Genomic DNA, 14,258 nt, shown 5'->3' with positions numbered 1-14,258 from the left:
CAGCGTCCCGAAAGGGGTTACCCGATCCCCCGCTAAAAGCCGCCGATGACCGTCGTCGGGATCGACGATACCGACTCGCGAGAGCGAGGGATGTGTACGACCTACGTCGCCGCGACGATCGCCGAGCGGCTGCGTCGCGAGGGAGCGACGATCGAACGGCTCCTCCTCGTCCGGCTCAACCCCGCCGTCGAGTACAAAACGCGAGGGAACGCCGCGCTGGCGATCCACACCGACTGCGATCCCGACCGCGCCGAGGCCGTCGCCCGCGAGCGCCTCGAGTCGCTTGCCGAAACCGCGGACGAGCGGACGAACCCGGGGCTCGTCGTCGCAGACCACGCCGCCGATGCGGACGCGATTCCCGACGAGATCGGGCGATTCGCGTGGCGCGCGATTCGCGCCCACCTCAAGCCGGCCGACGCCGCGGCGGCGATCGAGCGCCACGGCTATCGATCGTGGCACGCGGGGAACGGCCGCGGCCGGATCGGCGCGCTCGCTGCCGTCGGCGCGTGGGCGGCCCTCGAGGAGTGGACCCACGAGTACATCTCCTACCGCGAGGAAGACCGCTGGGGAACCGCCCGCGAGGTGGATCAAGAGAGCGTCTTCGCGGCGGCCGACCGGGGCTATCCCGCGGTCTGGGACACCGTCGATCGCGGGGAGGACGAGACCGTCTGCGTGCCGCACACGCCTGGCCCGATCCTGCACGGGATCCGCGGCGACGAGGCGGCCGCGGTTCGGGCGGTCGCAGGGCGGATCGAGAGCGAACCGGTCGCCGCGAGCCAGCTATTTCTGACGAATCAGGGAACCGACATCCACCTCCGAGACGGTTCGATCGGAGCCGTCGAGGACGGACGCGCCTACCGGCTCGAGGGGCGGGTCGCGAGCGAGCCCGAAACCAGACGCGGGGGTCACGTTTTCGTCGACCTCGAATCGCCGGAAACGGCGGGCTCGAGGGACGGAGACGGTGAGGGGAAGGGAGGGAACGAGACCGCCCCCGACCGGCTGACTTGTGCCGCGTTCGAGCCGACCAAGCGATTCCGCGATCGAGTGCGGGCGCTACGCATCGGCGATCGGATCACCGCCTGCGGCGAGGTCACGAGCGACACGCTCAAACTGGAGAAGTTCGCCGTCCGCGACCTCGTCCGCACCGAGCGGGTCACGCCGACCTGTCCCGACTGCGGGCGAACGATGAAGAGCGCGGGGCGGAATCAGGGGTATCGCTGCCGGGACTGCGGAACCGGGACGGCGGAGAAGGCGACACAGTCGCTCGAGCGCGACCTCGAGGTGGGTTGGTACGAGGTCCCGCCGTGTGCGCGTCGGCATATCGCGAAGCCGCTCGTTCGGGGCGGGTTCGACGCGCCGACGCATCCGGAGCGGTAACGGCGAGACCAGGGCCGGATAGACTCGAAAACAGAACCGAACGAGATTCCGCCGTGCGCGACGGAAACCCGATCAGCGCACGGTGACGCCGTGGCGGGCGAGGAACTCGCTCGCTTCCTTGATTTCGACCGGGCTGCCGATGATCCGGCAGCGGTCCTCGCCGTCGGGAAAGACGCTGACCGTGAACTCGTCGTCGAGCCGCGGCTCGAGCCCCTCGAGTGCCGCCCGCGGAAGGACGATCTGGGTGCTATCACGCAGCTGCGACGCGTTCGACATACAGCTAGCACCCGCCGCCTGCCGTTTATGTGTATCGAAGTTCTGTTGGTATTGGTAATGGACTGGTGTGGTAGCTGCAGGAAATAGCGCAGTTGAGTCGGCGCTCGGTTGCGTAAACTGATGAAGAGCGAGTCGATCACCGATAGAGCGGCTCACTCTATCTATTCTTCGGTGCCGACACTGCCATGCAGCCAAACTATGTGTGTCGATACCATACATACAGTTGTCCGTTCCCGACATCCGGGGTAACTGGAGTCCGAAACGCACGTTCCAGTTCGATCGGGGACGGACCGGCGTCGGATCGTGCTACCGCGGGCGACTGGCAACACCGATTCGCCGGCAAACCGGTGACGCTACCCGGCGGCCGGCGAGTGCAACCGCACGGGAGACCGCTGACCAGCGATACCCCTTTTCGCCGCGAAAAGTCCGGCCGAGACCGTCTCCGAATCGACTTTAGCGGCGCACGACGGCACGGTCGCTCTCCGCCTCGATCGATCGGACGATCCCCCAGAGGAGGAGCCGCGTCGCTCGCTCGTGTTCGCGTTTCCGCCGGTGGAGATGTTTCGGTCGAGTGCGTTGATGGTCGTACGCGGCGAACGCGTCCGGGAACTGTCCCCTCGATCTCCAACTCTCCTCGTCTCTCCCGCAGTAACGCGTGGAGGTTCATCCATTCGTCGTGACGCATCGCCACGGGCCGCCAGTGGACCGTCGAGCCTGAACCGCCGGTCTGAAACCGCAACTCGCCGGGAGACCGGACCGTGCCGAGACTCGAGTCCGGACTCTGAGGCCGGCCTCGAGTTCCACGTTCGGTCGGCTGGCTCGGCAGTATCACCCCGTTCCGTGCACCGTCACCGTTCGCGTGTCGCTCGCGTGGGGCGATCGAACCATCACCGGGAACACGTCGTCGTTGGTCACCGGGTAGGTCTCGTAGCCGAGCAAAACCGTTCCCGTCCCGCCAGGTGGAAGGCTCACGCTCGCGGCATCGACCACCTCGGGCGAGCGGCCGACGACGAGTTCCACGTCGTGCGTGCCGGCGGCGTCGCCGACGTTTTCGACGGCGGCGGTCACCTCGAGCCACTCGCCGCCGGTCACCGGCGCGTTCGTTCCGGTGATCGACACCGCGAACGACGACTCGCCCTCGCCGCCGTCGTTTCCGTTGCGTCCGGAGACCAGTACCGTCCGCGAGGCGGTATCGTCGCCCGTTCGCACCTGCACGGGGAACTCGCCGTCGTTTCGGACGGGATAAGTCTCGTAGCCCAGTGAGACCGTCGTCGTCTCGCCCGCGTCGACGGTCACGCCCTGCGTATCGACCGTCGTCGGATCGTGGCCGACGACGAGTTCGACATCGCGGTCGGCCGGCCCGTCGCCCGTGTTCGCGAGCGTCGCCGTCACCTCGAGCCACTCGCCGCCGGTCACCGGCGCGTTCGTCTCGAGGCCGGTCACCTCGAGGTGGCCCTGCGTTCCGTCGTCTGCGGTTCCGATGACGGTCACGTTGGTCTCGGAAGCAGCGTGGGCCGTCTCGACGCGGACGGGGAACGTCTGCGTGTTGCGGACGGTCGCCGTCGTGAACGCAAGCTCGACGGTCTCGGTCCGGGCAGTGAACACCTCGACTGTCCGACTGTCGACGTGGGTCGGATCGTGGCCGACGATCAGATCGGCTTCGACGTCGACGAACCCGTGATAGGTGGAATCGCCCTCGACGTCGATCTCGGCCTCGACGACGAGGTCCTCGCCCGCTCGAATCGGCGCGTTCGTGCCAGTGATTGCGACGTTTTGGAACGCCACAACCGACGGCCCATCGACGCTGGCGGACGCCAACCGGCCGTCCCAGCAGGCGACCCACGCGATCATCGGATAGTCGCCGATGAACCAGAGCGCGTTGCCGCCGGTCGTCGAGTAGGTTGTCGTCCCCGTCGAACCCGACAGGTCGATCCGGTCGACGTACGTGGCGTTGCGCCCTTCCTGCCAGAAGAGCCGATGGAGCGTCCCGGAATCGTCGGCGGCCGACGCAGTCACGTCGACCTCGTCGCGGACCGTGATCGTGGCGTCCGGACCCGGATCACACGTCACGTCGAGGTCCGGTGGGTCCGGCGCGCTCTCAGTGACCTCGACCGTCCAGATAACGGTCGTCCCGTCGACGGTCACGCTGACCTCGTGGGTGCCCGACGCGTCGAACTGCCCGTAGGCGGCCGGGTTACCCGTGACGTAGGTGTAACTGTAAAACGGGTCGTACGGCGTGATAGCGTCCCCGTCCGGACCGTCGACCCGCCAGTCGGCTGCCTGCGGTTCGACCCCCGGAGACGCCGCGGCTTCGAAGACCACGTCGTCGCCGGGCCCGACCGTCGTCGCGGTCGCCGCCGGGCAGATCCGCTCGAGCGATCCCGTCTGGGCGTGTCCCACCCCCGTCGTCGCGAGCGCGCCCACGCTACTTCCCACTGCCGTAACGTATTCTCGCCTGCGCATATGCTATCACATGCCTCACAGGACGGTATAGCTAATACAACATTGACGAGGGGAACGTAATCGAGGAAACGATTGTCCAATTCGTCGGGGAAACCAGCGTCGAGGCCACAGAGAGTTCACTCGAGTCGCGGGGAAGAGTCGACCGACGGCCGCCGCCGCGCGTTCTCAACGCGTGTCTCGAAAGGGTTTTTCGGCGCGACCGGTTGCATACTGACAAATGGGGCTCGAGGATAAAATCGAGGAAATCGAAGACGAAATAGCCAATACGCCCTACAACAAGTCGACGGAGGCCCACATCGGCCGGCTGAAGTCAAAGCTCGCGGAGAAAAAGGAGAAACTCGAGAAACAGCAGTCTGGGTCGGGCGGTGGCGGCGGGTATTCCGTCGAGAAACACGGCGACGCGACCGTCGCGCTGGTCGGGTTCCCGAGCGTCGGGAAGTCGTCGCTGTTGAACTCGCTGACCAACGCCGAAAGCGAGACCGGCTCCTACGAGTTCACGACGCTCGACGTCAATCCGGGCATGCTGAACCACCGCGGGGCAAACATCCAGCTGCTCGACGTGCCGGGACTGATCGAGGGCGCGGCGGCAGGCAAGGGCGGCGGCCAGCAGGTGCTGGCGGTCGTCCGCAACGCCGATCTGATCATCTACATGCTCTCGGTGTTCGAACTCGAGCAGTACGACCGGCTCCAAGAAGAGCTGTACGACATCAACATCCGCGTCGATCAGGAGCCCCCGAAAGTCACGGTCCGTCCGAAGATCAAAGACGGCATCAAGATCACCTCGAGTACCGACCAAGATCTAGACGAGGACACGATCAAGCAGGTCATCCGCGAACACGGCCACGTCAACGCCGTCGTCAACCTGCAGGAGAACGTCACGATCGACCGGCTGGTCGACGGCCTGATGGACAACCGAGAGTACATCCCCTCGATAACCTGCGTCAACAAGGTCGACCTGATCGATCCCGACTACAAGGAGACGGTCGACGAGCAGTTGCGCCAGCGCGATCTCGATCCCGAGGAGGTGACCTTCATTAGCGCCGAGGAGGAGAAAGGCCTCGACGTACTCAAGGATCGGATCTGGGAACGACTCGGGCTGATCAGAGTCTACATGGAAAAGCCCGGCCGCGGCATCGACTGGGAGGAACCTCTCGTCGTCCCGAAGGGAACCACCGTCGGCGAGGCGATCGAGAAACTCGGCGGCGAGATGGAAGAACGGTTCCGCTTCGCCCGCGTGACCGGTCCCAGCGCGGCCCACGACCAGCAACAGGTCGGAACGGACCACGTCCTCGAGGACGAGGACGTACTGAAGCTGATTCTGCGGCGGTAACCGGCCTGATATCGACGGTCTAAGTGCTGAGCCGGAACGCGACCTCGCCCTCTCGGCGGTATTCGATCGAGTACGGTCGTTGAATCGACACTATTCGGATCGGAACGATCAATAATATCCGGCGATCCGAAGACTAGGTAACTATGGTTGATATCGGGTGGCTCTCGCTCGTGCCGCCGGTGCTCGCGATCGTCCTCGCGATCGTGACCCGGCGACCGATGCTCTCGCTGTTTCTGGGCATCTGGTCGGGCGCGGTTATCCACACCGAGGGCCTCGGCCTCGCACAGACTTTCGACTGGATCGTCAGCGCGATCATCGCTGACGACGGCTTTCACGTCCAGATCCTGCTGTTTACGCTCCTGCTTGGCTCCGGCGTCGCGCTCATCTGGCGACTCGGCGGCGCGATCGCCGTCCGCCGGTGGGCGACTGAACGGCTCGAGACCCAGCGGGCCGTTGGGCTAACGACGTGGCTACTGGGGCTCGCCATGTTCTTCGATGACTACGCCAATACGGCCATCGTCGGGAGTACGATGCGCGAGATCTCCGACGAACTGCGGGTCTCGCGCGAGAAACTCGCCTACATCGTCGACTCGACGGCCGCGCCCGTCGCGACGCTGGGCATCTCGAGTTGGGTGGCGTTCCAGCTGTCGCTGATCAGTAGCGCCTACGAGGACATGGGGGTCGCGGCCGACGCGCCGAGCGCGTTCGAGACGTTCGTGGGCTCGATCCCGTACAACACCTACGCGCTGCTGGCGATCGTCATGGTCGGGATCGTCGTGGTGTCCGGGCGGGACTACGGCGAGATGTTAGACGCCGAGCATCGGTCGCGAACGACCGGTGCGGTCAACCGCGAGGGCGCACAGCCGCTCCAGAAGGTCCAGGAGGATCTGGGCGAACCGATCACCGACCGGCCGATGCTCCGGACCTTTTTCGCGCCCGTCGTCGTCCTGATCTCGGTGACGCTGGCGAGCGCCTTCTGGACGGGCTACCAGTCGTGGCTCTCGAGTCAGGCCGAGGCGGGAGCGCCGACGACGTTCGGCGCTGCCGCGGACGAAGCGGGGCTCACGCAGGTCCTGATCGACATCGTCGGCGCGGGTGACTTCGCCACGGCGCTGACCTGGGGTTCGTCCGCCATGGTCGTGTCGGCGATCGCGATCGGGATCGCCTACGGCCTGTTCGATATCGGCGACGGGGTCGACACCGTCATCGACGGCTTCGGCATCATGCTGACGGCGGTGACGATCCTCGTGCTCGCGTGGACGATCAGCAGCGTCGCGGAGACGCTCGGCACGGGCGACTACGTGGCGAGTCTGGTCGAGCCTTACCTTTCGGCCGAATTGCTGCCTGTCCTCATCCTGATTGCCGCAGCGTTCGTGGCCTTTACCATGGGGTCGTCGTGGGCGACGATGGGACTCGTCACGCCCATCGCGATACAGGTCGCCTACGAACTGGGGACCGGGTTCGAACTCGTGCCGGTCGCCGTCGGGGCCGTCTTCTCCGGCGCGATCTTCGGCGACCACGCCTCGCCGATCTCCGACACGACGGTGCTCTCGGCGACGTTCTCCGGCGCGGACCTGATCGATCACGTGCGCACGCAACTCCCCTACGCGCTGACCGTCTTCGCCGTTGTCATCGGCTGTTACCTACTCAACGGCTATCTCGGCGTCCCGCCGATTGTCTTCCTTCCCCTCGGCGTCCTCGCCCTGATCGGCCTCGTCACCGGCCTCTCGAGGTTCGACGCCAACCGGAAGGGTCTCGAGCCAGTCGCGCCGACCCCGGCCGCGGACATCGCCGATCCCGAGAGCGAGATCGACGCGGATTCGACGGAGCGACCCGAGTAGACCGCCGGGTTCGCCACGTTTTTTGGACTCGCAGGCGTCGTTTCGCGTATGGACGGAACGCTCGATCACACGATGATCCGCGTCGCTGACCTCGAGGCATCGCTCGACTGGTATCAGACCCACCTCGAGTACGAGGAGAAAGACCGCTTCGAGGGCGACGGCTTCACCATCGTCTATCTCGGCCCCGAAGAGATGCACGAGGACGGGGCGATGCTCGAGATCACCCACAACGAGGGCGAAGAGCCCGAAGTGGGCGACGCGTGGGGCCACATCGCGGTGCGAGTCCCCGAGGGCGAACTCGAGGACTACTACCAGCAGCTGATGGATGCGGGCGTCGACGACTACCGCGATCCGGAGTCCTGCGGCGGCGACTACGCCTTCGTCAAAGATCCCGACGGCCACGAGATCGAGATCGTCCAGCGCGACCCCGACGAGGGCGCGCTCTGGTCACTCGATCACACCATGATCCGCGTCGAGGACGCCGACGAGGCGCTCGGCTTCTGGACCCGCAAGTTCGAGTACGACGAGGTCGGCCGCTGGGAATCCGACACCTTCGCGAACTACTTCGTCGAGCCCCGCGACGCCCCCGCGGAGGCGATGTCCGTCGAACTCACCTACAACTACGACGGCCGCACGTACGACATGGGCGACGCGTGGGGCCACCTCTGTATCCGCGTCGACGACCTCCAGGACGACTGGGAGCAACTCGTCGAGCGCGGGGCCGACGACTACCGCGACCCCGAGAGCAACGATAACATGTACGCGTTCACGAGGGGTCAGGACGGCCACGAGATCGAACTCATCGAACGCGATCTCGAGGCCGACTCGCTGTTCCCGTTCTGATCAGGCCCCGATCCGTATCGCCGGGAGCGCTCTCTGCGTTTTTCCGCGCCGCTTGCAGCGTTAGAGCTCCGGAATCGGAACGACGACCACCGGGCGACCCGCATCGGCGAGCAATTGCTGTGCGGTCGAGCCGAGGCCGCCGATCGAACCGGGATTACCGCTGTGTGTGCCGATCACGAGTTCGTCAGCGTCGAACTCGGCCGCCGCCTCGAGGAGCGTCTCGGCGGGGGTGCCCGATCGAAGCTCCGTCTCGACGTCGCCTGCAGCCGCGAGTCGAACGGGCGCGACGTTCAACGCCTCCTCGCCGTCGCGGCGCGTCGTCGCGTCGTCGGCGACCGCGATCGCGGTCACCGCGTCGTCGGCGGTGACTCGGTCGCCGAGATAGTCACAGATCGCCGCCGTCGTGTGAACGGAGTCGGTGCCGAGAAGGTACTGCATAGCGGTCCTACGGCGACGGGATCGAAGAAAGCTGTGGAACCACACGCGAGCGATCGCCGGCGGACGTGGATTTTCCGACCCAGAAAACGCGCTCGTATCACTAATAGGTCGGCACGAAACGATCCAAGCGGGGGACGAGAGGTCAGCCCCGCACGCCTTGATGGTCCCCCGATGCATCCCCGCATCCGATCATCCCCACGGGTGCGACGCCAGCCCCAGTCCCCGCGAGCCCCCTCGCGCGGGGATGACGCGTCGCTCCCCCTCACTGTTCGCAGAAACGGTGTCCCGGGATCGCTTCGGCCCTACCACTCGTCGATCGCCGTACTCGCTCAATGCCGTCCGTACAGCGAGTAGGTGATCGCAACCAGTCCGACCAGTCGACTCACGTTCTCGAGCAGTGCGATGACCGTTTGATCCGGACTGACCAGCGTGGCGACCGCGATGTTGACGAGGAACGGACACATCGTCAACAGGAGGAGCCCGATCGAGAGATAGAGCATCGACGACGCATCATTGCGTCGGTACCCACGGTAGGCCTGATAGGCGATTATCGTCCCGAAGAGAGCGACGAGGAAGAGACTCGTGACGGTCAACAGTTCGAACAACGTCGCCTCGTCGATTCGGACGACGCTCCGGCTCATCGCATCCCCTCCCACATGCGGGTGAACTTGTCGGCGACGTCTTCCTCGCTGTACGTCAACTCGAGGGCGAACGAGCCGTCCTCCAGCGACAGTTCGAGCCGATCGAGGTTCGCACTGTAGACGCTGTAGTGGTTGCCGTCCGGTGCGAGTTCCGTCTCTTCGGTGACGAGGTGACACTCCTCGAGACGGTCGAGCCGCCGGTAGATCGTCGGGAGGGACGCGTCACACCGTTCGCTCAGTGTACTGGCAGACATGGGTTCGACGCTCGTGTGGGTGAGGATATCCCGTGCGTACTCGTCGTCGAGGACCGCAAGCAATGTAGACAGGTCAGGTTCCTCACTCACTGGTATAGCTGTTCGTTCCGGTATAACTATGAAAAGCAGTCCGGTTTTTCTGAACGAGAAAACACCGTCTCACGAGAGACGTGTCTCGGTTGATAGACGACGATTCGGGCCCATTTGGCGCGAAAAGCGGTGGCAAGCGACGGGATACACGACGGGTCACCGATCCGGAATCACGCGGTACGTCCGCCATATTCCATATCGCAGCATAGAGTTTATAATTTGGTTCAAGCCAAAAGACGGCCGTACTGGTGGCCAACAACTGCGAACTCGATTTCTGCCGCCGAGAAAGTGACCGATCTCTGCTCCGATCAACACCGCCTACATCCTCGGCAAGAACATTGTCTCGAGTCCTCGGGAACGGCAAACGAGTGTTCGGCGCGAAGATCACGCGCTGCAAGCTCGGTTCGGCCAGACGTGCTGTCACCAAAACGAGCCCTCCCATGAGTCTCAGCGATGGTGAGTGCCCTCGGTCTGTAACTCAGGTAACGTTTGATCTACTCGAGTTTCCAGTAATGATCGGAATCGTGGTTCCGGCGGTTCTACCGCTTACGGGGAAGACTCGAGCATCGATTCTCTGAAAACACCAGTCCTGAACGAGTCGGCAGCGATTGGTCGACCAGAGTTAGTGCCGAAAGAGCGGAAATTTCGTCGAGCGGTACGGCTCACAGTCGCAGACACCCTGGGCTCGAGTCGGGAAAAACCAGTATCAGGAGAACAACTCGACCACCGCGGTTTCGCGGCCGATTCGAAAGTGGACGACAATCGCTCGAGATACCCTCACCCCTAGATCGGCCAATCTCATACCGGCGAGTGGAAAGCAGCCTCGAGCGAGTACCGTCTCCCGCGCCGGTACTCGGCGAACCGTTTATCGGTTCCCGCCAGGTTAGTTCGGTCATGACCCGCACGACCTATCGGTGTCCGTGTGGCGCACGCCTCGAGTTCAAGCAGGACCTCGAAAAGGAACGAGGGACGCCGACGCCGAACTGGAAATGCAAAGACTGTGGGACGCCGGTTCCGGGGATGACGGCCGAAAGGATCAGACATCAGCATCCGTCCTGAGCGAGGTCTGAGATCCCGATCGATACCACCAACTATGGGGCATAAACTACATTCCGATATATTGAATTGTATAATTTTGCGGAACGGTCGTCACTGTGTTCGCGATCGATCGTTCTCGAGCTAGCAACCACGGAAAGCACAATCGCCGGTACGAAACGCTGCTGGCCGATCGTAGATTCGAAACCCAGCTACCTCCCGATGACTCTTCGAGGACGATCGACAGCGGTAATCACGTCGAGAGACACCGATTCGACCCAACAAATTGACCGCCTGCCGCCGGAACGACCACACGCCGGTCGGCCCGAGTCGCGTTTTTTCCGACCCCCTGAGATCGAAACACGGATTTAGGATCGCGGAACAGTATGAGACGAACCGATGACCCGTGGCGACACCGATACGATCAGTTCTCGCCGCGGTGATTGCCGCCTCGAGCAACCGGGCAGCGGCCGAAGCGGGAGACGACGGCCCTCGCCGCGTCGTCGCGCGGTCACCGGACGGGTGATCGCTCCGTGACCGAGGTCGCGATCACGGACGCGGTCGACGCCTATCTCCAGCGGAAGGCCGTCGGGGACCCCGACGGGCCGGGTGCCGGAGCCTACGCGTCCAACGCGGAATCGATCCTTCGGCGGTGGGCCGACTGGCTCGAGCGAGAACACGACCTCACCGCCCTGTTCGCACTCGAGGTCGAACACATGCGCGCGTACGCGGAAGAACTCCAGCAGCGGACCGACCGCGGGGAGTACACCGCCTCGACGGCCGGCACCTACTACGCGGTCGTCCGCGCGTTCCTCTCGTGGTGTGTCCGCGGCGGGATTCTCCCGGACAACCCCGCCGCGACCGACCGCGCGGAGACCGCGCTGCCGACTGCCGAAACGCGCTCGGAAAGCGACTCGTGGACCGCGCGACAACGGCGCGAACTCGAGCGCACCGTTCGCGAGCGAGCCCTCGAGGCCGCGCCATCGACGAGCGATCGACGGGCCCGGCTACGCGAGTACGCGATGGTCGCCGTCCTCGCTCACTCGAACGTCCGTGGGTCCGAACTGTTCCGGGTGCCGGAAGACGACCGGCGCACCGGTGCGACGTGGGACGATGTCGACTTCTATACGGGGACGATCCGCGTGCTGGGGAAGTCCCAGCGCCTCGAGGACGTCCCGCTTCCCGCCCGTGCACGGACGCCGCTGCGTCGCTATCGGGTGGTGCTCGACCCGCCGTCGAACGACTGGCCGCTGTTTCCGACGGGCCACGCGCCGTCGATCGCGGCGCGAGTTCGATCGGTGCTTCGCGATCGAGGGTACGACGAGAACGAGATCGAGGCGCTGTTCGAGGGCGCGACGGCGACCGAACTCGCTCGAGAACACGCCATCGCGCTGCCGGCGATTACCACCGAGGGAGCGCGATCAGTCCTAAAACGACTCTGTGAGGACGCGGGCGTGGATATCGACGGCAACTACCTGACGCCGCGGGGCGTGGGCCCCGAGCACGACGGCGACGGTGACGCGTACCGCCGCGAGGCGACGGCGTCGAAACCGACGCTTCGGGCGTCGGTACTCGACCAGTCGATCGTCGTTTCGGGAGAACAGCCGTCAGTCGTCGACGACGATGGGCAGTCGCGAGACGAGTAGCCGGACCGCAGTTGAGACGCGACGAATCGGACAGCGAAATAGGGAGCGACAGCGTGTGAGTCGGTGTCGATACTGCGTTCAGACGACGAGGAGCCACAGGATCGCCGTCAGAACGAGCGTCAGCAGTAAGACGGTGGTGCCGATGCCCGTCCGGAGGTGGATCGTGGACGGACGCCCGCCGTCCGTCGGCTGGCGCTCGTCGACATCGACCACCCAGTCGGGGAGCCGGCCCGCGGCCGCGTCGACCGCGAGAACGGGATTGTTGCCGATCCAGTAACAGCGTTTGACTCCACCGACGACGGCTTTATCGACGGCCGCGTACGTTTCGGTCACCGCGAGCATCGTCCAGCGGCTGAAGGTGTACGTCGCCGGATAGACGACCATCGCCGGATCGCCCAGATCGAGTTTCGAGAGCGGTTTTCGGACGAGGACGAACGTGACGGCGGCGACCGCCGTCAGGATACCGGCCGTCTCGAGGTGGGAGAGACTGTAGGGATGGAGTTCGCTCTCGCCGCCGTAGTACGAGAACGTGAAGTGACCGCCGTGGCCGTGGAGCGTCGGCGCGAGGTCCGCCAATCCCTGCCACCAGACGCCGAAGAGGAGACAGGCACCGCCCAGCCCGAGCATCGCGACGGTCTGGCCGGGTTTGGCGTCGGCGACCTCGATATCGCTCTCGCCGTGGAAGAAGACGTAGTAGCCGAGCTTGATAAAGGACAGCAGCGTCCCGATCGCGCCGAGCCAGAGCAGCCAGTACAGCGCTTGATACTCGGGTTGGCCGTAGTATCCTGGATTGGCAGCGTCGAAGATCATCCCTTTGCTCACGTAGCCGTTGAACCCCGGGATCGCGGTGATCGAGAGCGCGCCGAGCCCGAATCCGATCGCGGTCAGGGGCATCTCGCGCCAGAGCCCGCCGAGGTGATAGAGATCCTCCTCGCCGGTCCGGTAGATGACGACCCCGACGGCCATGAACAGCAGACTCTTGAACAGCACGTTGTTGAACAGGTGGCTCATCGACCCCGCGACGGCCAGCTGCGATCCGATCCCGATTCCGGCGACGATGTAGCCGAGCTGGGCCTGGATGTGATAGGATAGCAGCGCCCGCATGTCGTGTTGCAGCAGGGCGAAGGTCGCGCCGTAGACGGCCATCAGCCCGCCCATATACGCGATGTATATCGAGAGGTCGTGGGAGCCCTCTACCGGGAACGCCCGGTAGAGGATGAACGCGCTCGTCTTCGTCGTGTACACGGAGAGGAACACCGAGGCCGCGATGTGCGGTCGCGGATAGGTGTCGGGCAGCCACGTGTGGAAACCGATGAAGGCGACGTTGACGCCCATCCCGAGCACCGCGAGCAGCGCCGGGATTCCGGTGGCGATTCCGTCGGTGGCCGTATAGAGGAACGACCCGACCTCGACGTAGTGGACGGCGACCGCAAGCATCACGAGCACGCCGCCGGTGCCGTGGAAGAGCGCGTACCGGAAGCCGGCCCGAACGGCCTCGCCACCGTAGTGCCAGACCACGAGCGTACTCGTCACCGCCATCAGCTCCCACATGAACAGGAGCACGAGCCAGTCGCCGGCGAAGGCCGCCCCGATCGACGAGGAGACGTAGACGAGTGCGAACGCGACTAACGTCTTACTGGCCTCGCTCGAGTAGGCGTAGATGACGCTACAGACGCCCAAAAAGCCGAGTCCGATGCCTACCATCCGGGAGAAGTCGTCGATGTAGAACGGGACGACGTCGAATCCGAGGAAGGACCCGGCCAAGTGTTGGCCCTCCGGCGCGACCAGCGAGATCGCGAGCACGGCCGCGAGACTGAGCGCGCCGACGGTGAAGCCGGCGATCCGCGGCAGAACGAGCACGAGCAGCGCCGCCGCGAAGACCAAAAGCGGCGGGTAGGCGAGCGACAGGGATTCGACCGCCATTAGCCGCTCACCTCCGTGATGAGGTCATCGAACGGACCGCCCAGTTCCTCGAAGGGCAGCCCGAAGACTGTCTCTTATACACATCTCTGAGCGGGCTGGCA

Annotated in this window: 12 protein-coding genes and 1 pseudogene; 6 read left to right on the top strand and 7 right to left on the bottom strand. The window is 64.7% G+C overall.

Annotated features, from left to right (window positions below):
* The first annotated feature begins 45 nt into the window (after nucleotides 1-45).
* Nucleotides 46-1,377, top strand: coding sequence for a tRNA(Ile)(2)-agmatinylcytidine synthase (locus C489_RS11775; RefSeq protein ID WP_006431498.1), 1,332 nt, complete (start codon nucleotides 46-48; stop codon nucleotides 1,375-1,377).
* 72 nt (nucleotides 1,378-1,449) lie between these two features.
* Here C489_RS11775 and C489_RS11770 read toward each other — a convergent pair whose 3' ends face one another.
* From C489_RS11770 to C489_RS11765, 3 genes and pseudogenes are all read right to left on the bottom strand, one after another.
* On the bottom strand, nucleotides 1,450-1,653 hold the full coding sequence (locus tag C489_RS11770; protein WP_006431497.1) for a VNG_1110C family protein: 204 nt from the start codon (nucleotides 1,651-1,653) through the stop codon (nucleotides 1,450-1,452).
* 453 nt (nucleotides 1,654-2,106) lie between these two features.
* Nucleotides 2,107-2,199, bottom strand: a pseudogene (locus C489_RS22615) (hypothetical protein); the annotation flags it as partial.
* A gap of 282 nt (nucleotides 2,200-2,481) precedes the next feature.
* Nucleotides 2,482-4,089, bottom strand: a complete 1,608-nt coding sequence (locus tag C489_RS11765; RefSeq protein WP_239642053.1) for a hypothetical protein — start codon at nucleotides 4,087-4,089, stop codon at nucleotides 2,482-2,484.
* 244 nt (nucleotides 4,090-4,333) lie between these two features.
* Between C489_RS11765 and C489_RS11760 the strand changes: the two genes are divergently transcribed.
* The 3 genes from C489_RS11760 (at nucleotide 4,334) to C489_RS11750 (ending at nucleotide 8,130) form a co-directional block, all read left to right on the top strand.
* Complete coding sequence (locus C489_RS11760; RefSeq protein WP_006431495.1) at nucleotides 4,334-5,446, top strand: OBG GTPase family GTP-binding protein; 1,113 nt, start codon at nucleotides 4,334-4,336, stop codon at nucleotides 5,444-5,446.
* Between the two features lie 143 nt (nucleotides 5,447-5,589).
* The gene (locus C489_RS11755) at nucleotides 5,590-7,287 is read left to right on the top strand and encodes a Na+/H+ antiporter NhaC family protein (RefSeq protein ID WP_006431494.1); all 1,698 of its coding nucleotides are present in this window, start codon (nucleotides 5,590-5,592) and stop codon (nucleotides 7,285-7,287) included.
* A 48-nt stretch (nucleotides 7,288-7,335) separates the two neighbouring features.
* Nucleotides 7,336-8,130 carry a VOC family protein gene (locus C489_RS11750; protein WP_006431493.1) on the top strand — a complete coding sequence of 265 codons (795 nt, stop codon included), beginning with the start codon at nucleotides 7,336-7,338 and terminating at the stop codon, nucleotides 8,128-8,130.
* A 60-nt stretch (nucleotides 8,131-8,190) separates the two neighbouring features.
* Here C489_RS11750 and C489_RS11745 read toward each other — a convergent pair whose 3' ends face one another.
* From C489_RS11745 to C489_RS11735, 3 genes are all read right to left on the bottom strand, one after another.
* Nucleotides 8,191-8,568, bottom strand: a complete 378-nt coding sequence (locus C489_RS11745) for a universal stress protein (RefSeq protein ID WP_006431492.1) — start codon at nucleotides 8,566-8,568, stop codon at nucleotides 8,191-8,193.
* A 329-nt stretch (nucleotides 8,569-8,897) separates the two neighbouring features.
* Nucleotides 8,898-9,209, bottom strand: coding sequence for a DUF7521 family protein (locus tag C489_RS11740; RefSeq protein WP_006431491.1), 312 nt, complete (start codon nucleotides 9,207-9,209; stop codon nucleotides 8,898-8,900).
* Entirely contained in the window at nucleotides 9,206-9,553 is a 348-nt protein-coding gene (locus C489_RS11735) for an ArsR/SmtB family transcription factor (RefSeq protein WP_049890811.1), read from the bottom strand. The genes C489_RS11740 and C489_RS11735 overlap by 4 nt, the downstream gene beginning before the upstream one ends.
* Nucleotides 9,554-10,447: 894 nt before the next feature.
* Between C489_RS11735 and C489_RS22190 the strand changes: the two genes are divergently transcribed.
* Together C489_RS22190 and C489_RS11730 are read left to right on the top strand one after the other, a co-directional pair.
* Nucleotides 10,448-10,612 (top strand): hypothetical protein, encoded by a 165-nt coding sequence (locus tag C489_RS22190; protein ID WP_006431489.1) that lies wholly within the window; start codon nucleotides 10,448-10,450, stop codon nucleotides 10,610-10,612.
* Between the two features lie 509 nt (nucleotides 10,613-11,121).
* Nucleotides 11,122-12,234 carry a tyrosine-type recombinase/integrase gene (locus tag C489_RS11730; RefSeq protein WP_006431488.1) on the top strand — a complete coding sequence of 371 codons (1,113 nt, stop codon included), beginning with the start codon at nucleotides 11,122-11,124 and terminating at the stop codon, nucleotides 12,232-12,234.
* 78 nt (nucleotides 12,235-12,312) lie between these two features.
* Here C489_RS11730 and C489_RS11725 read toward each other — a convergent pair whose 3' ends face one another.
* A complete protein-coding gene (locus C489_RS11725; RefSeq protein ID WP_006431487.1) occupies nucleotides 12,313-14,157 on the bottom strand; it encodes a Na(+)/H(+) antiporter subunit D in 1,845 nt (614 codons plus the stop codon).
* Nucleotides 14,158-14,258 lie beyond the last annotated feature (101 nt).

This window comes from Natrinema versiforme JCM 10478 (genome assembly GCF_000337195.1).
Classification (GTDB): domain Archaea; phylum Halobacteriota; class Halobacteria; order Halobacteriales; family Natrialbaceae; genus Natrinema; species Natrinema versiforme.
The sequence above is the reverse complement of the archived record's forward strand: the minus strand, read 5'-3'. Positions and strand labels throughout refer to the sequence as shown.